Source organism: Kribbella sp. NPDC051586, from assembly GCF_044453965.1.
In the GTDB taxonomy this organism is placed as follows: Bacteria; Actinomycetota; Actinomycetes; order Propionibacteriales; family Kribbellaceae; genus Kribbella.
Genome location: NZ_JBITDF010000006.1, coordinates 200,370 through 218,286 on the forward strand (window position 1 = coordinate 200,370; position 17,917 = coordinate 218,286).

At 68.3% G+C, this 17,917-nt stretch carries 21 protein-coding genes and 2 tRNA genes; 7 read left to right on the forward strand and 16 right to left on the reverse strand.

Going from position 1 to position 17,917, the window contains the following annotated elements; translation table 11 throughout:
• Nucleotides 1–67 precede the first annotated feature (67 nt).
• From ACIA58_RS38985 to ACIA58_RS38995, 3 genes are read right to left on the reverse strand one after another with little or no spacing between them, the layout of a single operon-like run.
• Entirely contained in the window at nt 68–967 is a 900-nt protein-coding gene (locus tag ACIA58_RS38985; RefSeq protein ID WP_396408900.1) for an aminoglycoside phosphotransferase family protein, read from the reverse strand.
• The gene (locus ACIA58_RS38990; protein ID WP_396408901.1) at nt 964–1,965 is read right to left on the reverse strand and encodes an NAD(P)H-dependent glycerol-3-phosphate dehydrogenase; all 1,002 of its coding nucleotides are present in this window, start codon (nt 1,963–1,965) and stop codon (nt 964–966) included. Before ACIA58_RS38990 ends, ACIA58_RS38985 begins: the two co-directional genes overlap by 4 nt.
• Nucleotides 1,962–2,753, reverse strand: a complete 792-nt coding sequence (locus ACIA58_RS38995; RefSeq protein WP_396408902.1) for a lysophospholipid acyltransferase family protein — start codon at nt 2,751–2,753, stop codon at nt 1,962–1,964. Before ACIA58_RS38995 ends, ACIA58_RS38990 begins: the two co-directional genes overlap by 4 nt.
• Nucleotides 2,754–2,769: 16 nt before the next feature.
• On the opposite strand from ACIA58_RS38995, the gene cofC reads away from it, so the two are divergent.
• Nucleotides 2,770–3,441 carry a 2-phospho-L-lactate guanylyltransferase gene (gene cofC, locus ACIA58_RS39000; RefSeq protein WP_396408903.1) on the forward strand — a complete coding sequence of 224 codons (672 nt, stop codon included), beginning with the start codon at nt 2,770–2,772 and terminating at the stop codon, nt 3,439–3,441.
• A 1-nt stretch (nt 3,442) separates the two neighbouring features.
• Nucleotides 3,443–3,649, forward strand: coding sequence for a hypothetical protein (locus tag ACIA58_RS39005; protein ID WP_396408904.1), 207 nt, complete (start codon nt 3,443–3,445; stop codon nt 3,647–3,649).
• 119 nt (nt 3,650–3,768) lie between these two features.
• Here ACIA58_RS39005 and ACIA58_RS39010 read toward each other — a convergent pair whose 3' ends face one another.
• The 4 genes from ACIA58_RS39010 to leuC form a co-directional block, all read right to left on the reverse strand.
• The gene (locus tag ACIA58_RS39010) at nt 3,769–4,335 is read right to left on the reverse strand and encodes an HU family DNA-binding protein (RefSeq protein ID WP_396408905.1); all 567 of its coding nucleotides are present in this window, start codon (nt 4,333–4,335) and stop codon (nt 3,769–3,771) included.
• A 157-nt stretch (nt 4,336–4,492) separates the two neighbouring features.
• Nucleotides 4,493–5,659, reverse strand: coding sequence for a magnesium and cobalt transport protein CorA (locus ACIA58_RS39015; protein ID WP_396408906.1), 1,167 nt, complete (start codon nt 5,657–5,659; stop codon nt 4,493–4,495).
• A gap of 264 nt (nt 5,660–5,923) precedes the next feature.
• Complete coding sequence (gene leuD / locus ACIA58_RS39020; RefSeq protein WP_396408907.1) at nt 5,924–6,523, reverse strand: 3-isopropylmalate dehydratase small subunit; 600 nt, start codon at nt 6,521–6,523, stop codon at nt 5,924–5,926.
• A 14-nt stretch (nt 6,524–6,537) separates the two neighbouring features.
• Complete coding sequence (leuC, locus tag ACIA58_RS39025; protein ID WP_396408908.1) at nt 6,538–7,962, reverse strand: 3-isopropylmalate dehydratase large subunit; 1,425 nt, start codon at nt 7,960–7,962, stop codon at nt 6,538–6,540.
• Between the two features lie 106 nt (nt 7,963–8,068).
• Here leuC and ACIA58_RS39030 point away from each other — a divergent pair, with 106 nt between their 5' ends.
• Both ACIA58_RS39030 and ACIA58_RS39035 read left to right on the forward strand, forming a co-directional pair.
• The gene (locus tag ACIA58_RS39030) at nt 8,069–8,788 is read left to right on the forward strand and encodes an IclR family transcriptional regulator (protein WP_130387568.1); all 720 of its coding nucleotides are present in this window, start codon (nt 8,069–8,071) and stop codon (nt 8,786–8,788) included.
• A gap of 94 nt (nt 8,789–8,882) precedes the next feature.
• Nucleotides 8,883–9,446 carry an HdeD family acid-resistance protein gene (locus tag ACIA58_RS39035; protein ID WP_396408909.1) on the forward strand — a complete coding sequence of 188 codons (564 nt, stop codon included), beginning with the start codon at nt 8,883–8,885 and terminating at the stop codon, nt 9,444–9,446.
• Between the two features lie 306 nt (nt 9,447–9,752).
• Here ACIA58_RS39035 and ACIA58_RS39040 read toward each other — a convergent pair whose 3' ends face one another.
• The 7 genes from ACIA58_RS39040 to ACIA58_RS39070 all read right to left on the reverse strand — a co-directional run bounded on the left by ACIA58_RS39040 (nt 9,753) and on the right by ACIA58_RS39070 (nt 14,841).
• The gene (locus tag ACIA58_RS39040; RefSeq protein WP_396408910.1) at nt 9,753–10,148 is read right to left on the reverse strand and encodes a VOC family protein; all 396 of its coding nucleotides are present in this window, start codon (nt 10,146–10,148) and stop codon (nt 9,753–9,755) included.
• A gap of 92 nt (nt 10,149–10,240) precedes the next feature.
• A complete protein-coding gene (locus tag ACIA58_RS39045; RefSeq protein WP_396408911.1) occupies nt 10,241–11,161 on the reverse strand; it encodes a nucleoside hydrolase in 921 nt (306 codons plus the stop codon).
• Nucleotides 11,162–11,293: 132 nt separating this feature from the next.
• Nucleotides 11,294–11,369 (reverse strand) — tRNA-Glu (locus ACIA58_RS39050).
• A gap of 78 nt (nt 11,370–11,447) precedes the next feature.
• Nucleotides 11,448–11,519, reverse strand: a tRNA-Gln gene (locus tag ACIA58_RS39055).
• A gap of 118 nt (nt 11,520–11,637) precedes the next feature.
• Nucleotides 11,638–12,534: a lysostaphin resistance A-like protein gene (locus ACIA58_RS39060; RefSeq protein WP_396408912.1), complete on the reverse strand. Its 897-nt coding sequence runs from the start codon at nt 12,532–12,534 to the stop codon at nt 11,638–11,640.
• Nucleotides 12,531–14,060 (reverse strand): glutamate--tRNA ligase, encoded by a 1,530-nt coding sequence (gltX, locus tag ACIA58_RS39065; protein WP_396408913.1) that lies wholly within the window; start codon nt 14,058–14,060, stop codon nt 12,531–12,533. Before gltX ends, ACIA58_RS39060 begins: the two co-directional genes overlap by 4 nt.
• A complete protein-coding gene (locus ACIA58_RS39070; RefSeq protein WP_396408914.1) occupies nt 14,053–14,841 on the reverse strand; it encodes a fumarylacetoacetate hydrolase family protein in 789 nt (262 codons plus the stop codon). The genes gltX and ACIA58_RS39070 overlap by 8 nt, the downstream gene beginning before the upstream one ends.
• Before the next feature lie 41 nt (nt 14,842–14,882).
• Between ACIA58_RS39070 and ACIA58_RS39075 the strand changes: the two genes are divergently transcribed.
• From ACIA58_RS39075 to ACIA58_RS39085, 3 genes are read left to right on the forward strand one after another with little or no spacing between them, the layout of a single operon-like run.
• Nucleotides 14,883–15,365, forward strand: coding sequence for a GNAT family N-acetyltransferase (locus ACIA58_RS39075; RefSeq protein WP_396408915.1), 483 nt, complete (start codon nt 14,883–14,885; stop codon nt 15,363–15,365).
• Nucleotides 15,362–16,213, forward strand: coding sequence for a 3-methyladenine DNA glycosylase (locus ACIA58_RS39080; protein WP_396408916.1), 852 nt, complete (start codon nt 15,362–15,364; stop codon nt 16,211–16,213). The genes ACIA58_RS39075 and ACIA58_RS39080 overlap by 4 nt, the downstream gene beginning before the upstream one ends.
• Nucleotides 16,214–16,222: 9 nt before the next feature.
• Nucleotides 16,223–16,417 (forward strand): hypothetical protein, encoded by a 195-nt coding sequence (locus ACIA58_RS39085; RefSeq protein WP_396408917.1) that lies wholly within the window; start codon nt 16,223–16,225, stop codon nt 16,415–16,417.
• On the opposite strand, the gene ACIA58_RS39090 is transcribed toward ACIA58_RS39085, so the two are convergent.
• Together ACIA58_RS39090 and ACIA58_RS39095 are read right to left on the reverse strand one after the other, a co-directional pair.
• Nucleotides 16,404–17,024 (reverse strand): class I SAM-dependent methyltransferase, encoded by a 621-nt coding sequence (locus ACIA58_RS39090; RefSeq protein ID WP_396408918.1) that lies wholly within the window; start codon nt 17,022–17,024, stop codon nt 16,404–16,406. The genes ACIA58_RS39085 and ACIA58_RS39090 overlap by 14 nt on opposite strands.
• Nucleotides 17,021–17,845, reverse strand: coding sequence for a class I SAM-dependent methyltransferase (locus ACIA58_RS39095; protein WP_396408919.1), 825 nt, complete (start codon nt 17,843–17,845; stop codon nt 17,021–17,023). The genes ACIA58_RS39090 and ACIA58_RS39095 overlap by 4 nt, the downstream gene beginning before the upstream one ends.
• Between the last annotated feature and the right edge of the window lie 72 nt (nt 17,846–17,917).

The following is a 17,917-nucleotide window of genomic DNA, read 5'->3' on the forward strand; positions in this document are numbered from 1 at the left end:
CGATCGGCCGCCCAGCTGAGCGTGCCAGTCCCCGAGCCGACCGGACACCTCCTGTCGAGATGTAGATCTAGGCGATCCAGCTGAGGGCGAGTTCGTCGCACAGGGCGATGAACCGGTCGAGCTCGCTGCCGGCGCGGGCTCGGCCGAAGCCGTGGCGGCGCCCCCAGAAGGCCGACTGGACCATGTTCAGGTGGGCCCACCGGCGGATTCGTTCGGGATCGAGCTCGGCGGTCTCGGCGAACAGTTCGAGCTCGTGGTTCAACAGACTGATCAGGTCGTCGGCGCCGAGCTGGTGCGCGGCGCGGGTGCGCAGCAACGTGGTCGCGTCGTACGCCGGGTCGCCGACGTAGCCCTTCGGATCGACGGCCAGCCAGGGCTCCCGCTCCGCGCGCAGGATGTTGCGCGGGTGGAAGTCGCCGTGGATCAGGATCTCCGGCTGATCGCGGCCGAGCTCGTCGACGACGGCCAGCGCCGCATCCACGACGTACGGCGGCAGCGGGTGGTCGAGTTCGGCGGCGTCCTTGCGGAGCTCCTCCGCCCAGGCATCGGCCTGCTCCGACATCCGGGGCAGGCCGTCCGGCGCCGGGATCCTCAACCGGCGATGCAGCTCGCCCGCGATGACGACCACATCCTCGTCGTGCTCCACCAGCGTCGTCGGGTGCGCGCGCTCGAGCAGCATGGCGTAGCGGGCGTCGTCGCGTTCGTACAGCTTGACCGCGCCCTCACCGCCCCACGCCTCGAAAGCGTCCGGCTCGTGCACGTTGCCCGGGTGCGGGAACGACACCTTGAGTACGGCGTCCCGGACCGGCACGACCACACCGACCTGCCCGTGTGCGGCTGCGCCGTCGGGCTCGCAGTCCCACTGGGTCAACAGGTCCCCGATGATCCCAGGCAGCTCGGCCAGCCAGGCTTCGCCGGCAGCGCCTTCACGATCGATGGTCGCCTTAGCGAACGCGGCCGGGATCACCAGCGCTCCGACTTCGCCGAGCGGGAGACCAGGCTGAACAGCATGTCCTTCGGGGTCATCTCGCCGGCGACGACCTTGGTGACGTGTTCGGCGATCGGCATCTCCACGTCGTGCTGGTGCGCCAGCTCGGAGATCGACGCGCAGGACTTGACGCCCTCGGCGACCTGCCGGGTGCCGCCGGCGATCTCCGCGACGCTCATGCCCCGGCCGAGCTTCTCGCCGAAGGTCCGGTTCCGCGACAGCGGCGACGAACAGGTCGCGACCAGATCGCCCAGCCCGGCCAGGCCGGAGAAGGTGTGTTCCTCAGCGCCCAGCGCCGTACCCAGGCGGGCGATCTCGACGAGGCCGCGGGTGATCACCGACGCGCGGGCATTGTCGCCGAAACCGAGCCCGACGGCCATCCCGACGGCGAGGGCGATCACGTTCTTGCAGGCGCCGCCGAGCTCGCAGCCGACCACATCGTTGTTCGTGTACGGGCGGAACGTCGGTGAGTGGCACAGCTTCTGCAACCGCGCCGCGGTCCCCTCGTCCACGCACGCGACCACGGAGGCGGCCGGCTGCCCTTCGGCGATCTCACGCGCCAGGTTCGGCCCCGAGACAACGGCGATCCGCTCCGGCCCGGCGCCGGTGAGCTCGGCGATCACCTCGCTCATCCGCTTCGTCGTACCGAGCTCGACACCCTTCATCAGGCTGACCAGCGGTACGGCGGGCGGCAGGACGCCGGCCCAGTCGGTCAGGTTGTCCCGCAACGACTGCGAGGGAACCGCGAGGACGATCGCCTCTGCTCCGTCGGCCGCGGCGGCCGGGTCGTGGGTCGCTGTGATCGCGTCCGGCAACCGGATCCCGGGCAGGTACTCGGCGTTCTCGTGCTCGGTGTTGATCGACTCACAGAGCGACTCACGCCGTCCCCAGACCGACACCTGGTTGCCGGCGTTCGCGAGCACGACCGCGAACGCCGTACCCCAGGATCCGGCGCCGAACACCGCAACCTTCGTCATGCCTTGTCCTCACCTTCGGCTTTCCGGGCCTTGCGTAGGTCGTAGAGCTCTTTGGGCGGGGTCTCGCCGCGGAGTTCGCCGAGGGTCTCGGCGACCCGGGCCATGATCACCTCGGTTGCCTCGTGCAACAGCTGGTTGGTCAGCGGCTTGCCCTGGAACGCGCTCAGGTCGACCGGCGCGCCGGCCCGGACCCGCAAGGTCTTGCGCGGCAGCAACCTGATCCGGATCTTGCCCGTGTACGACTTGATGATGTCCTGCGCGCCCCAGTTGGCGATCGGGATCACCGGGCAGCCGGTCATCAGCGCGATCCGGGCCGCGCCGGTCTTGCCGGTCATCGGCCACATGTCCGGGTCACGAGTGATGGTGCCCTCCGGGTAAACGCCCACGCACTCGCCGCGTTCGACCGCGGCGACCGCGTCCCGGAACGCGTCCGCGGCCTGCGTCGAGTCGCGGTACACCGGGATCTGGCCGGCACTGGTGATGATCGTGCCGAGCACCGGGATCTTGAACAGCGAGGCCTTGCCGAGGAACCGCGGAATCCGCCGGCACTCCCAGATGAAGTACCCGAGCAGCACCGGGTCGAAATGCGAGATGTGATTGGGCACGTAGATCACGCCGCCGGTGCGCGGCATGTTCTCCCGGCCGGTGAACCGGCTCTTGGTGAACACGATCATGAACGGCTTGACGATCGCGACGATGATGCCGAACCAGAAACCCCGCGGCGGACGCGGATCACCCTGCCCGTTGTCCACTGGAGCCTCCTGCTGCTCGTTGCTGCCATCCGTCATGGGAGAATCCTGCCTGATGGCAGACCTACAGGTCGCTCCCTGGATCCTGGCGATCCCGGTGAAGCGTACGGCGATCGCGAAGAGCCGGCTCGCTCCGGCCTACCCGCAGCACCGTCCCGAGCTGGCCCGTGCGTTCGCTGTCGACACTACTGCGGCCGCTCTCGCCTCTCCCCTGGTGCGCGCCGTCCTGGTCGTCACCGACGACCCGTTGGTCGCGGCCGACGTGACGGCTGCCGGTGCGTACGTCGTGCCGGATCTCCCGGCCGCCGGGCTCAACGAGGCCTTGCTGCATGGAGCCACTGTGGCGGGTGCCGAGTTCCCCGACAATGGCGTCGCCGCGTTGTCGGCCGATCTCCCCGCGCTGCGTCCGGCCGAGCTCACCGCCGTACTCGCGGCCTGTACGGCGCCACGCTCGTTCGTGGTCGATGAGCCCGGCAGCGGTACGACGTTGCTCGCGGCAGCGCCAGGGGTGGCGCTGGATCCCCGTTTCGGCGTGGGTTCCGCGCTGGCCCACCAGGCGTCCGGAGCGATGCCGATCGAGCTGTCCGGGATCGAGTCGGTCCGTCGTGATGTCGACACGGCCGCCGATCTCGCCCACGCCGTACAGCTCGGAGTAGGGCCGGCGACGGCGGACGTGATGTCGCTGGTGCTCGGTGCCGCGACCGGGACCGAGGGTCTAGCCTGCTGACATGCAGGCAACCGTGAGCCGCTACGACGGCGAGACGTTCTCCGGCGCTGTGCTGACCGACACCGGCGTCGAGCTCCCGTTCACGGTGCACGCCGTCGCCGACACCCCGGTTCGTCATCTGCGAGTAGGGCAGCGGGTGCGGATCGAGACCGCCGGATCCGGTGCAGACCTGTCGATCACGAAGGTCGAGTTCGCGACCCAGATCTAGACGGTTGCCCAGAACAACGGGCGCAGAACAACGGGCGCAGAACAACGGCGAAGGCCGGTCAACCCCTGGAGTGGGGTGACCGGCCTTCGCTGTATTACTGGTGCCGCAGTGCGTGAAGATCAGCGAGCGGTACGCTTCGCCGCGGTCTTCTTGGCGGGGACCTTCTTGGCCGGCGCCTTCTTCGCAACGGTCTTGGCCGGGGCCTTCTTCGCCGGGGCCTTCTTGGCAACGGTCTTCGCCGGCGCCTTCTTGGCAACCGTCTTGGCCGGAGCCTTCTTGGCGACCGTCTTCTTCGCAGCGGCGGTCTTGGTTGCAGCGGCCTTGGCCGGTGCAGCCTTCTTCGCCGGGGCAGCCGCCTTGGTGGCGGTCGCGGCCGGCTTCGGGACTACCAGACGCGGCAGCTTCTTCGCACCGGAGACGACGGCCTTCAGTTCCGCGCCGGCGCGGAACTTCGGAACCGTGGTCTTCTTGGCGCGCTTGGTCTCACCGGTCCGCGGGTTGCGCACGATGCGCGCGCCACGCTCGATGGCCTCGAAGGCACCGAAACCGGTGATGGCGACCTTGCCACCCTTCTTGGTCAGCTCACGCTGGACGGTGTCGATCACCGATTCCAGTGCGTGCTGGGCCTGGCGGCGGTTTCCGTCGAAGTGCACTGCGAGCGCTTCGACCAACTGGCTCTTGTTCACTGCTTCCCTCCGTGAACGTAGGCGTCGAGCACAGCGCTCGATCTCACAGGAACGTTATGGACTCAAACCGCCATGCACAAACACCAACGCGGCAAATTTGCCTTGTTTTAGGCGATTCGGGCCACAATTTCGCCCGATCGAGGAGATTCGGTGGGTTTCAGAGCCAACCGCGGCGCTTGAAGATCTGGTGCAGACCTCCACACACCAAGGCCATCAGGCCGATCGCGAAGGGGTATCCGTACTGCCAGTGCAGCTCCGGCATCTTGTCGAAGTTCATCCCGTAGACGGTGCCGATCAGGGTCGGGGCGAACAGGATCGCCGCCCAGGCAGAGATCCGCTTGACCTCTTCGTTCTGCTCGCTGCTGGCGATCGCGAGGCTCTTCATCTCCTCGTTCTGCTGCTGGGCGACCAGGGTCGCGTTCACCGTCAGGATGTCGCGCAGCAGTTCGCGGAAGCCGTCGACCTTCTCCACCACCTCGGTGACGTGGTCGGCCACATCGCGCAGTGAACGTTGCAGTTCCTCGTCCACGCCGTACTTCTGGAATCCGCCGCGCAGCTGCTCGAGCATGCCGACCAGCGGCCGGGTCGCGCGCTGGAACTCGATCACCTCGCGGGAGAGTTCGTAGATGCGCCGCGACACCTTCGGATCACCGCGGAACACCTCGGTCTCGATCTCGTCGATGTCGTTCTCGAGACCGGCGACCACCGGAGCGTAGCCGTCGACGACCTTGTCCATGATCGCGTAGAGGACCGCCTCGGCGCCCCGGCTGAGCAGCTCGGGGTCGCGCTCGACGCGGCGCCGTACCGCTGCCAGGTTGGGCGCTTCGGCGTGCCGGACCGTCACCACGAAGTCCGGTCCGACGAACACGTGCACCTCACCGAACTCGACCTCCTCGGTCGCGTCCCGGTACCGCGCGGCCTTCAGTACGACGAACAACGTGTCGCCGTACCGCTCGAGCTTGGGCCGCTGATGCGCCTCGTTGGCGTCCTCGATGGCCAACTCGTGCAGGTCGAACTCCTGCGCCAGCGAGGCGAGCTCGCGCCGGTCCGGCCGGTACAGGCCGATCCAGGCCAGGCTGTGCGGGGCCCGGTGCAGCTCGCCGTAGGTGTCGGCGAGCGAATCCGGAGAAGCGACCCGGCGGCCGTCGCAGTAGATCGCACTGTCCACGACGCTGTGCCCCTTGGGCATCTGCGGATCGCGGGACTGCTTCTCGGCCTGCTCGGGCACGGCGGCGGAGACGGCAGCAGCGTGCTTGCGAGCGGCAGCACGCAGTGACGGGGTGCGGCTGAACGCACGGATCGTGCGAAGGCGCAGGTCGGACATGAGTCCTCCAGGTGCGGTGGATCAGGTGAGTGATGAGCGCACGTCCGCCCGACCGCAACTGCTGGAGACTCTGCCAGTGCTAGAGGAAGGAAGCCCCCGAAGGTCGAGCGAGACCGGTATGTCTGGAGGGTTCGCTCTTGGTGTTCATCAGCGCCCCACCTCCTTGGTCTCGCAAGCCTTGTTCTGACAACCACGCAAGGGTAACACCAGAGTTATCGCCCCCGACCTCCCGAACGTTACGGGGACGACAACTCCGGAAGAGCTTCAGGCCTTCGCAGGAAGGGCTGCCGGCTTGAACGAGGGCCGGGTCGCTTCGTACGCAGAGATCTCGTCCGCGTGCGACAACGTGATGCCGACGTCGTCCAGGCCGTTCAGCAGCCGGTAGCGCGTGTAGTCGTCGATCTCGAACGGTGCCGACACGTCACCGGCTGAGATCGTCTTGTTCTCCAGGTCGACCGTCACCTTGGTGCCCGGGTCGCTCTCGATCGTGGTCCACAGCTGCTCGACCACGTCCTGCTCCACCAGGGCCGCGAGCAGCCCGGCCTTGCCGGAGTTGCCGCGGAAGATGTCGCCGAACCGCGACGACACGACCACGCGGAACCCGTAGTCGAGCAACGCCCAGACCGCGTGCTCACGCGACGAGCCGGTGCCGAAGTCCGGTCCCGCGACGAGCACCGAGACGCCGTCGTACTCGGGCTGGTTGAGGACGAAGGAAGGATCGTTGCGCCAGGCAGCGAACAGCCCGTCCTCGAAGCCGGTCCGGGTGACCCGCTTCAGGTACACGGCCGGGATGATCTGGTCGGTGTCGACGTTGCTGCGGCGCAGCGGGGCCGCCGTACCGATGTGCTGGGTGAAGGCATCCATGATTCCGTTGCTCCTCAGGCGTTCGCAGGTACGGCGACGGGCGGCAGGTCGGCCGGTGCGGCCAGGGTCCCGGTGACGGCGGTCGCGGCGGCGACCAGCGGCGACACCAGGTGGGTGCGACCGCCCTTGCCCTGGCGGCCTTCGAAGTTGCGGTTCGAGGTGGAGGCGCTGCGCTCACCCGGGGCCAGCTGGTCCGGGTTCATGCCCAGGCACATCGAGCAGCCGGCGCCGCGCCACTCGGCGCCGGCGTCCTTGAAGATCGCGTCGAGGCCCTCGGCCTCGGCCTGCAGCCGGACCCGGCCGGAGCCCGGGACGACGAGCATCCGGGTGCCCTCGGCAACCTTCCGCCCGGCGAGCACGCCGGCCGCGGCCCGCAGGTCCTCGATCCGGCCGTTGGTGCACGAGCCCAGGAACACCGTGTCCACGTGGATCTCGCGCATCGGCGTACCGGCGGTCAGGCCCATGTACTCCAGCGCGCGCTCGGCGGCGACCTTGTCGTTCTCGTTGTCGAAGTCGTCCGGCGACGGCACCTGCTCCGACAGCGGGATGCCCTGGCCCGGGTTCGTGCCCCAGGTGACGAACGGGGCGATGTCCTCGGCCCGCAGTACGACCTCGCGGTCGAACGTCGCGTCCGCGTCGGTGGCCAGGCTCTTCCAGTACTCGACCGCTGCTTCCCAGTCGACGCCCTGCGGCGCGTGCGGCTTGTCCTGCAGGTACGCGAACGTGGTCTCGTCCGGCGCGATCATGCCGGCCTTGGCGCCCCACTCGATCGACATGTTGCAGATCGTCATCCGCGCTTCCATGCTCAGCGCGCGGATCGCCTCACCGCGGTACTCGACGATGTACCCCTGGCCGCCGCCGGTGCCGACCTGCGCGATCAGCGCGAGCACCAGGTCCTTCGCGGAGACACCGTCCGGCAGTACGCCGTCGACCGTGACGGCCATCGTCTTCGGACGGGCCTGCATCAGCGTCTGCGTGGCCAGCACGTGCTCGACCTCGCTCGTACCGATGCCGAAGGCAATCGCTCCGAACGCGCCGTGGGTGGAGGTGTGGCTGTCACCGCAGACCACGGTCATGCCGGGCTGGGTCAGTCCGAGCTGCGGGCCGATCACGTGCACGACGCCCTGGTCCGGGTCGCCGAGGGTGTGGATCCGGATGCCGAACTCCTCGGCGTTCTTCCGCAGCGTGTCGACCTGGGTACGCGACACCGGGTCGGCGATCGGCTTGTCCACGTCGTACGTCGGGACGTTGTGGTCCTCGGTCGCGATCGTCAGATCGGGACGCCGGACACCGCGACCGGCCAGCCGCAGACCGTCGAAGGCCTGCGGACTGGTCACCTCGTGGACCAGATGGAGGTCGATGTAGAGAAGGTCGGGTTCTCCGTCGGCATGGCGCACGACATGCGCATCCCAGACCTTTTCCGACAACGTCCTACCCATCAGACTCTCCTTTGAGATTGGAAGTGGCGTGCTTTCGCTCACAGTGCTCTCGATTGGGCCGCTGAAGCGACTTGCGTTCCACGATTCGAGACGGCAGTATCGTCTCATGGACAACTCTAGCGGAGTCGGCGTTCTCGACAAAGCAGCTCTCGTTCTGTCCGCGCTCGAGTCCGGGCCGGCGACCCTGGCCGGTCTCGTCGCGGCCACGGGGCTGGCCCGTCCGACGGCCCACCGGCTGGCGGTCGCGCTCGAGCACCACCGGCTGGTGGGGCGCGACATGCAGGGACGGTTCGTGCTCGGTCCGCGACTCAGCGAGTTGGCCTCCGCCGCCGGCGAGGACCGGCTGCTCGCGACCGCCGGGCCGGTGCTGGCGCGACTGCGCGACATCACCGGTGAGTCGGCGCAGCTGTTCCGCCGCCAGGGTGAGTACCGGGTCTGTGTCGCCGCCGCCGAGCGTCCGTCCGGTCTGCGCGACACCGTGCCGGTCGGCAGCCAGTTGACCATGGCCGCGGGCTCCGCGGCGCAAATACTGCTTGCCTGGGAGGACCCGGAGCGGATGCACCGCGGCCTCCACAACGCGTCGTTCAACGCGGCCGCACTGGCCGGCGTACGGCGTCGCGGCTGGGCGCACTCCGTCGGCGAACGCGAGCAGGGCGTCGCGTCCGTCTCCGCCCCGGTGCGCTCCCCCAGCGGCAAGGTGATCGCCGCTGTCTCGGTCTCCGGCCCGATCGAGCGCCTGTCCCGCCAGCCTGGCCGGATGCACGCCCCGGCCGTGATGGCCGCCGCCGAGCGGCTCTCCGAGGCGCTGCGCCGCGCGTCCGAGTAGTCGCGCTCGTAGTCTCCGCTGGTTTCCGCTCGTTGTTGTCACGGAGCGCGACCAGGATCACCATGAGGAGGAAAGCCCCTCAAGGAGGTCCGACATGGAGCGGGACTGGCTGACTCTCGGCTGGAAGATGCTGCTGGTACGCGGCGTCATCGCCGTGATCTTCGGGATCCTCGCGATCGCGTGGCCCATCCATACGGCGATCGCGCTGGCCTTGCTGTGGGGCTTCTGGGCCCTCACCGACGGCATCGGCTCGATCGTGCAGGCGTTCCAGCCCGAGTCGAAGGGCAGCCGGCTCTGGCTGGTCGTGCTCGGCGTGATCGCCCTGGTCGCGGCGTTCTTCGCGATCACCAGCCCCGGGATGGCCGCGGCGACGCTGACCTGGATCCTCGGGATCTGGCTGATCATCCGCGGCATCTTCGAACTCGCCGGCGCCTTCAGCAGTCAGCAGGTGATGCCGCGCTGGCTCCTGGTGCTGAACGGACTGCTGTCGCTCCTGATCGGCGTGCTGTTCGCGGCCAAGCCAGGCGCGGGCGCCGTCAGCCTCGCGGTGGTGCTCGGCGTCACCGCGCTGATCTGGGGCGTGGTGCTGATCGGCGTCGGGTTCTCGGTACGGCGTGAGCTGTCGGGACCGGCGCACTCCAGCCCGTCACCGGCCTGACGATCCTTGGCGGCGGGAGACATCCGGGTCGAGGGGCGGATCTGCACCACTCATCAGCCTCGCCGGTTCCCGGCGGCACACGCTCGACTGCCCGCCAGTAGCGGCCGTGGTCGGGTCTTACTGAGTGCTGCGGGTCCGCCCCTCACTGAACGGCAGTGTGGCTAGGAGCGCCGCCGCGGGATCCTCGCGGCGGCTACGCAGCGCGGAGACAGGCTCCGATCGCCGGACAACCGTGAACTCAGGCGTCATCCCGCGCAAGCATCGCAACGACTTTCCGTCAGCGCCCGTGCGGGCGCGAGGACGCTGTCACTCGCGGGTTGAGGGCCAGCCGCCATAAGGGACTGTGAGGATTTCCAGGTTGTGGTCGTCGAGGTCGTTCCAGTAGAGGCCGCGGCCGCCGTCGTTGGTGTTGATTTCGCGTCCGCGACGGTGGAACGGGTCCGCCCAGTACGGCAGGTCCCGCTCGACGATCCGTGCGTGGATCTGGTCGAACTCCGCCTCCGTGACCAGGAACGCGTAGTGCTGGGTGTGCGGGCGTCCGTGGGCGTCGGCGAAATCCAGGGAGGCGCCGTTCCCGAGTTGCACCACCGCGAACGGCCCGTAACTGCTCGGCTCCCCGAGCCCGAGGATGTCGGCCACGAAACGCGCCGATGCTTCCTTGTCAGTGCAGTCCACGATGGTGTGGTTGAACTCGACGGCCATCTGTTCAGGCTACCCGGATTCGCACCGGCCGAGGTCCGTTGTTGAAGACGTAGCTGACGATCGCGGTGGATGTGCCGGCCCGCTCGGCAACGTCACGAGCCGTCGCCATCGATCTCCCCATGAGGTGCAAGGTATGCCCGCCCCGCGGCCACGATCCGCGCCGTGATCTCCTCGGCGACCTGCTCGGCATCGACCCCGGTCACGACCCGCACAGTTCCTTGAGGATCCGGGACGAACGTGCTGAGTCCCGCGTTGTCCCCACCAACCGCGATCGTCACCCGCCCGGCCGCCGAGAACCTGAACAGTTCCGGGCGGCTCAGCGCGAGCACCGCGACCGGATCATGCGGCACGTTCCACGTCTCACTCCAGTACGCCCACCACTGCTCGATGTCCGCGCCGAGCGCCGCACCCAAAGCACCAGCGGCCCGGATCCGCTCCAGCCGCGACGCCTCGATCGTCACCTGCTGCGTGATCTCCAGCCCGGTGATCGTCGTCGGAATCCCGGCCGTCAGCACCATCTGGGCAGCCGCGTCGTCGCACTTGAAGTTGTGCTCGGAGACTGCCTCGGCGCCGAACGCACCGCCCATCACCCACAGATGCCGGATCCACCCGGCTGCCCCAGGCTCCAGAGCGAGCGCGGCCGCGAGATTCGTCAGCGGACCGATCGCCGCCACATCGAGCTCACCAGGCTGCTCGCGTAGCCGTTTGATCAGCCGCTCTGGTGCACTGGCCGCGCTGACGGTCTCGCGCTCGAGGTCCTCGTGCAGCGTGCCCTCGTGTCCGGCCCACCACACCTCACGTCCCGACAGGGGCTCCGCCACACCTGGTACGACGAGGAGGTCGCGCCCCGCGAGTGCGGCGTACCTGTGCGCGAGTTGAGCCCTCAGCCGCGTGTCGCCGTACACCGTGTGGACCTCGAGCAGGTCGAGCTCCGGGCTGCCCATCAACTGGGCGAGCGCCATGGCGTCGTCGACGTCGGAGCCGATGTCGGTATCGAGAATGATGGATCGCACAGATCTCCCTACTTGAGACTGCCACTGGAAGACGAACAGCATCACTCCGGCGCCGATCAGAGTGGGCCTGCGATCATGCTGGGCCGGGAACGCACGAAGGCCCCCGTCCGTCAGGACGGGGGCCTTGTTCTCTGGTAGCCCCGACGGGATTCGAACCCGCGCTACCGCCTTGAGAGGGCGGCGTGCTAGGCCGCTACACAACGGGGCCAGAGGTTTGCCGACCGAGCCTGAAGGCCCGGGCAACGAGGTTGAACTCTACCGATTCTCATCGGTGCGGTCCAATCCGCTGGGGTACTAGGACTCGAACCTAGACTAACTGAACCAGAATCAGACGGGCTGCCAATTACCCCATACCCCAAAGGCATTTCACCGTAGCTGGGAGTTTGTTTCCGCCCTCACCAACCCGGCTCGGAGAGCTTACCCGAGCCGGGGACCGGACACCAAAACGGGCCCCCTCCGGCGCGTTGTCACTCCCGTCACACCAGACTCTTGTGGTTGTCCGCGGTCAGGCCGAGCCGTCGCGCGATCACCAACGCGATCGCTCCGAACGCCGCGAACTTCACCACGTCGACCGTCACCAGCGACCACGGCGCGTCCTTCACGCCGAGGCTCGCGCCGACGGAGTCGGTCAGCGCCGCGAAGACGAACGTCACCACGTTGTTGGCCGCATGCGCCGAGATCGAGGCCTCCAGACCACCCGTGCGGATGACGAGGACCGCGGCGATCAGACCGAATGCGAGCCGGTCGACGAACAGGGCCGGGCTCTGCCACGGCCAGATCCCGTGCGCCGCCGTGAACAGCAGCGAGGTCACCGCGACGACGATCACGGTACTGCGGACCAGCGCGCCCATCGCCTGCAGCAGGTACCCGCGGAAGTAGTACTCCTCCCCCGCGGCCTGGAAGGTCGACGTCAGCAGCGTGACGACGATGACGGCGATCGCGTCGGGCGCGGCACCGCCGCTGTGCCGCTCGCCGGTGGCGAGCTGGATGTCGCCGAACTGGATCACCGCGAGCATGATCAGCTCGAGCGCGAACGCGGCGGCAGCGAACCACAGCAGCGGCCGCCAGCGCAGCCGGCCCACGACGGACGACAGCAGCCCCGGCGCCTGCCGGTTGAGCTTCCGCGCGACCAGCATGCTGAGCGGGATCAGCACGATCAGCGTCAGGTTCGTCGCCAGCAGCCCGAACCAGGACAGCGTGCCCTCGGGGTCCGTCCGGATCGCCTGCTGGAGACCGAGGATGATCACGCTCGCGACCATCCAGCCGACGAGGATCGTCAGCGCGCCGAGGACGACGTACCCGTTCGGGGCGTCGGGGTTGCGCAGCAGCCGCAGGTACGGCGTACTGACGGCCGGCTCGTTCTTACTGGTCATGACGCTGACGAGACGGTACGGCGGGCCTGCTCGAGCCGGTGCAGGGACTTCTCCCGGCCGAGCAACTCCAGCGACTCGAACAACGGCGGCGAGATCCGGCGGCCGGAGATCGCCACCCGGACCGGGCCGAACGCGTTCTTCGGCTTCAGCCCCAGGCCGTCGATCAGCGACGCCCGCAACGCCGCCTCGATCGCCTCGGTCGTCCACTCGGCGTCAGCGAGCGCCTTGGCCGAAGCATCCAGGACGGCGCCCGCGTCACCGGCCAGCACCTTCGCCGCGGCGTCCGGGTCGATCGTGAACGCGTGCTCGTCGACGAACAGGAACCCGAGCATGTCGACCGCCTCGGACAGCGTGTTCATCCGCTCCTGCACCAGCGGTACGGCGGCCTGCAGCACGGCGAGCTGATCCGCGGACGGCTCGACCGGCAGCATCCCGGCCTGGGCCAGGAACGGGACCATCCGCTGCGCGAAGTCGTCCGGGGCGAGCATCCGCATGTGCGCGGCGTTGATCGCCTCGCACTTCTTCGGGTCGAAGCGGGCCGCGTTCGAGTTCACCTTGCGGACGTCGAAGGCCTTCACCATCTCGTCCATCGTGAACACGTCACGGTCGTCGGCGATCGACCAGCCGAGCAGGGCCAGGTAGTTCAGCAGGCCCTCGGGCAGGAAGCCGCGCTGCATGTACTCACCGAGGCCGGAACCCTTGTCGCGCTTGGACAACCGCTTGTTGCCCTCGCCCATCACCATCGGCAGGTGCCCGAAGCGCGGCGTCCGGCCGCCGCCGATCCCGATCTCGGCCAGCGCCTCGTACAGCGCGATCTGCCGCGGCGTCGACGAGAGCAGGTCCTCACCGCGCAGTACGTGGGTGATCTCCATCAGCGCGTCGTCGACCGGGTTCACCAGTGGGTAGAGCGGGTAGCCGTTCGCGCGGACCAGGACGTAGTCGCCGAGGTTCTCCGGCAGGAAGGTGATCTCGCCGCGGACCAGGTCGTCGAACACGATCGGGCGGTCCGGCATCCGCAGCCGCACGACGGGCCGGCGACCCTCGTCGACGTACGCCTGGATCTGCTCGGGGTCGAGGTTGCGGCAGTGACCGTCGTACCCGCTGTGCTGGCCGGACGTGCGGGCCGCCTCGCGGCGCTGGTCGAGCTCCTCCTGCGAGCAGTAGCAGTGGTACGCCTTGCCCGCGGCAAGCAGCTTGGTGCCGACGTCGGCGTACACCTCCATCCGCTCGGACTGCAGGTAGGGCCCGTAGCCGCCGCCGACCTCGGGGCCTTCGTCCCAGGTCAGGCCGAGCCAGCGCATCGAGTCGTAGGTGTACTGGTAGCCCTCTTCGGTGTTGCGCGCGGTGTCGGTGTCCTCGATCCGGAGCACGAGCTTGCCGCCGTAGTGCCGGGCGAAGGCCCAGTTGAACAAGGCGCTGCGGATGTTGCCGACGGTCAGCAGGCCGGTCGGCGACGGTGGGAAGCGCACCCGCACCTGGCTCGGCTCGAGGTCGCCCAGTACGTGGGTATCGGGGCGGTCAGTCACGCACGATCACCTTGTTCGTCAGAGTTCCGATGCCTTCGACGCTGACCGAGACCTCGTCACCGGGCAGCATCGGGCCGACCCCCGCCGGGGTGCCGGTGAGCACCACGTCGCCTGGCAGCAGCGTGGTGAAGGAGGTGATGTAGGCCAGCACCTCCGGGATGTCGAAGATGAACTGCGACGTCCGCCCGTCCTGCTTCAGCTCGCCGTTCAGCTCGGTACTGACCCGCAGGTCGGACGCGTCGAGCTCGGTGCTGATCCACGGGCCGAGCGGGCAGAACGTGTCGTACCCCTTGGCCCGGGCCCATTGCCCGTCGGTCTTCTGCAGGTCGCGCGCCGTCACGTCGTTGGCGATCGTGTAGCCGAAGATCACCTCGTTGACCCGCTCCTTGGGCAGGTCGCGGCAGATCCGGCCGATCACGATCGCCAGCTCGCCCTCGAAGTGCAGGTCGCTGGTCTGCTCGGGGTAGACGATGCCGTCCCGCGGGCCGATCACACTCGTGTTCGGCTTCAGGAAGATCATCGGCTGCGTCGGCACGTCGTTGCCCAGCTCCTGGGCGTGCGCCGCGTAGTTGCGCCCGACGCAGACCACCTTGCTGCGCGGGATCACCGGCGCGAGCAGCCGGACGTCGGCGAGCTGCAACCGCTCCCCGGTGAACTGGACCGGCCGGTAGAGCGGATCCGAGTCGAGAACGTTGACGGTCCCGACGAGTCCCTCGGGGTCGTCGGTCTCGACGACGCCGTACTTCGGCTCGTCGTCCACAGAGAATCTGGCGATACGCACGGGCCGAGCCTACCGGTGGCGCTTGATGAGACAGTTAGCTGGTGACTTCCGAGATCCGCCTGGCTGTTCCGTCGGAGTACGACGCGGTCGGGGAGCTGACTGTGGAGGCGTACTCGCACGACGGTTTCGTCCGTGGTGAGTACGCGATGACGTTGCGTGCCGCCGCCGATCGCGCGGCGAAGGCAGAGCTGTGGGTCGCCGCCGACGGATCCGGCCTGCTGGGGACGGTGACCTATTGCCCGGTCGGCTCGGTCTACCGGGAGATCGGGCTCGACGACGAGGGCGAGTTCCGCATGCTCGGCGTCGCCGGCCGGGCGCGCGGCCTCGGCATCGGCACCGCTCTGACCGAACGCTGCATCGAGCGCTCCCGCGAACAAGGCCTCCACCGCGTGGTGATGAGCAGCGCCACCTACATGACCACGGCCCACCGCATCTACGAACGCCTCGGCTTCACCCGCCTCCCCGACCGCGACTGGGCTCCCATCCCCGGCGTGGATCTGTACGCCTTCGCCCTGGACCTATGACCACCACACTCACGTTCGCCGAGTGGTCGTCGTACGCCGAGGGCCACGCCCGCCGCGCCGACGCCTTGGTGTCCGGGCATCTCGATCGTCGTCAGCGCCGTGAGGCCCATCCGGTCGAGGACTTCCTCTTCACCTACTACTCCACTCGTCCGAACCAGCTCCGCATCTGGCACCCCGGCCCGGGGGTGCGGCTCCTGGACGCATCGTCGTACGGCGACCGCCGGGGGTATGTGGTGGTCGACGGGGTGGCGTCGCTCGATCCCGCCGAGATCACGCGGCGTGCGGACAACATCGCGTGGATCCGGCGGCTGCTCGCGGCGACGCTCGACCGGCAACCGCAGTTGGGGTGTTTCGGTCTGCACGAGTGGGCCATGGTCTACCGGACGTCCGACGTACGGCACGAGAAGTGGCCGCTGCGATTAGGGGCCGAGGGCACCGACCGGGTGGTCGAATCGCACAAGGTCGCCTGCTCGCACTTCGACGCCTTCCGGTTCTTCACGACTCCCGCCAGGCCGCTGAACGTCCTCCAGCCGACGCGCGAGTCCCAGCCGGCGCTGGAACAGGGCGGCTGCCTGCACGCCAACATGGATCTCTACAAATGGGCGTCCAAGCTCATGCCCTTCATCCCGAGCGCGTTGCTGCTGGACTGCTTCGAGCTCGCCCGCGACATCCGCACCCTCGACATGCAGGCCTCGCCGTACGACCTGGCTACCCTCGGCTACGCGCCTGTCCGCATCGAGACTCCTGAAGGCAAAGCCGAGTACACAGCCGCCCAACGGACCTTCGCCGACCGGGCCCGCCCGCTCCGCCGCCAACTCGTGACCCTCTGCGAAGAACTCCTCGGCTAACCTCGCCGTATGGGAAAGTTCGTCGCCAGCGCCATCGCCGCCCTCCTGATCGCGATCGGCGGCGTCTGGACTCTCCAGGGCCTCGGCTACCTCAAAGGCAGCTCCATGACCGGCAGCACCCTCTGGGCCACGGTCGGCCCCATCGTCGCCGCCTTCGGCGTGGCCCTCATCTTCGTGGCCTTCCGCGGCACTAAGAAACGGTAATCACGGCCCACTGGTAGTGCATGGCGCTCTCGTCGTCCCAGGTCGCCCACTCCTCCACCGCGCCGTACCGCTCGAGCACCGCACGCAGTCCCTCGTCGGTGCGAATGCTGAAGAACCGCCCGGGCCCATAGCCCCTGCCGTCCTCCCAGACGTGCTCGCCGCCGTGCGCACTCCCCCACAGCCCGATCGCCAGCGGAGCACCCGGTCGCAACACCCGCACGATCTCACCGAACGCCTGATCCAGATCCTCGTCCGCGACGTGTAACAACGTGCTCATCGTCCACCCGGCGTCGAACGTCCCGTCCTCGAACGGCAATTCCAGCACCGACGCCACCCGAGCATCGAGCCCGAGCGACCGACACACCTCGACACTCGCCGGCGAGAGATCCGCGCCCGTGTACGCGAAACCAGCACCGGCGATGGCCTCCCCATCCCGTCCGGGACCACAGCCGAGCTCGATGACACTATGGCGGCCCTCGTCGCGCAGCCGAGTGAGGAAGGCGGCGCGACGGGCGATCCGCGGCTCGGGCAGAGCGCGGTCGGTCCGCGCCCGGAGCTCGTTCGAGTAGTAGGCGATCAGGTCTTGCTCGCGTTCGCTGCGGCTCATCGCTTGGTTGCCTTCAGGGCGAAGAGGAGCGGGATGCGGGGAGCATCGTCCGGGAGGCGCCACCAGCCTTCGGAAGTTTGTTGCATGGATGGCCAGCGGGGCCATGGGAGTACTTCGGATTCGCGCAGGGTCGTCAGATGGAAGCCGGTCGCGGCCAGGGTGGTCGTGATCTCGCCGAGGCCGTGGCGCCATTCGTAGCTGGTCTGGCGGCCGGGGACCTCGTCGCCGGTGTAGGTGACGGTGGAGTCGTGGGCGATGGGTCCGCGACCTTCGAGGTAGTCGGCGCGAAGGACCAGGTCCTCGCTCTCGCCAGGGAGGGAAACCTCCCGAAGGGCGTTCAGCAACGGGTGGAACTCGACGACGTAGAGGACGCCGCCAGGCTTGAGCAGGTCGTGCACGACGTCGGCCCACTGCTTCAGGTCAGGCAGATAACAGAGCGCGCCCTTGCCGGTATAGACGACATCGAACTGCCGGCCCTGGACAGCGTCGACCGCGTCGTGCACGTTCGCGTGCAGATAATCGACCTCGACGCCGGCATCGGCTGCGATCCCCCGAGCGGCCTCCAACGACTCGCCGGACAGATCGAGCCCGCTGGTCCGCGCACCCCGCCGGGCGAACGCGATCGTCTCGGTGCCCAGATGGCACTGCAGATGCAGTACATCGCGGCCCTCGAGCGGTCCGAGATCCTGCCACTCGTAGTCGGCGAACCAGAACTCCGCAGGCCGGTCGTAGAAGTCACTCGCCGCGTGCAGCGGAGCCCGGGCGTCCCAATCGGCTTCGTTGGCGGCCACCATTTCCTGCGTCTGCGCGTCAAGAGTCACAACCAGCAGTTTGCCCACAAGGAGGTCCACAGGCGGGCACGCTCCCATCCACAGGTCTTGTTCAAGGTTTGT

What these genes read in the sequence shown, in the direction of transcription:
- ACIA58_RS39040 (WP_396408910.1), bottom strand. Translation starts at nt 10,148, where the DNA reads ATGGCCGTCGAGTTCAACCACACCATCGTGGACTGCACTGACAAGGAA.
- ACIA58_RS39035 (WP_396408909.1), top strand. Translation starts at nt 8,883, where the DNA reads ATGGAGCGGGACTGGCTGACTCTCGGCTGGAAGATGCTGCTGGTACGC.
- ACIA58_RS39030 (WP_130387568.1), top strand. Translation starts at nt 8,069, where the DNA reads ATGGACAACTCTAGCGGAGTCGGCGTTCTCGACAAAGCAGCTCTCGTT.
- leuD (WP_396408907.1), bottom strand. Translation starts at nt 6,523, where the DNA reads ATGGATGCCTTCACCCAGCACATCGGTACGGCGGCCCCGCTGCGCCGC.
- ACIA58_RS38995 (WP_396408902.1), bottom strand. Translation starts at nt 2,753, where the DNA reads ATGACGGATGGCAGCAACGAGCAGCAGGAGGCTCCAGTGGACAACGGG.
- ACIA58_RS39090 (WP_396408918.1), bottom strand. Translation starts at nt 17,024, where the DNA reads ATGAGCCGCAGCGAACGCGAGCAAGACCTGATCGCCTACTACTCGAAC.
- ACIA58_RS38990 (WP_396408901.1), bottom strand. Translation starts at nt 1,965, where the DNA reads ATGACGAAGGTTGCGGTGTTCGGCGCCGGATCCTGGGGTACGGCGTTC.
- ACIA58_RS39060 (WP_396408912.1), bottom strand. Translation starts at nt 12,534, where the DNA reads ATGACCAGTAAGAACGAGCCGGCCGTCAGTACGCCGTACCTGCGGCTG.
- ACIA58_RS39080 (WP_396408916.1), top strand. Translation starts at nt 15,362, where the DNA reads ATGACCACCACACTCACGTTCGCCGAGTGGTCGTCGTACGCCGAGGGC.
- ACIA58_RS39015 (WP_396408906.1), bottom strand. Translation starts at nt 5,659, where the DNA reads ATGTCCGACCTGCGCCTTCGCACGATCCGTGCGTTCAGCCGCACCCCG.
- cofC (WP_396408903.1), top strand. Translation starts at nt 2,770, where the DNA reads ATGGCAGACCTACAGGTCGCTCCCTGGATCCTGGCGATCCCGGTGAAG.
- ACIA58_RS39005 (WP_396408904.1), top strand. Translation starts at nt 3,443, where the DNA reads ATGCAGGCAACCGTGAGCCGCTACGACGGCGAGACGTTCTCCGGCGCT.
- ACIA58_RS39085 (WP_396408917.1), top strand. Translation starts at nt 16,223, where the DNA reads ATGGGAAAGTTCGTCGCCAGCGCCATCGCCGCCCTCCTGATCGCGATC.
- leuC (WP_396408908.1), bottom strand. Translation starts at nt 7,962, where the DNA reads ATGGGTAGGACGTTGTCGGAAAAGGTCTGGGATGCGCATGTCGTGCGC.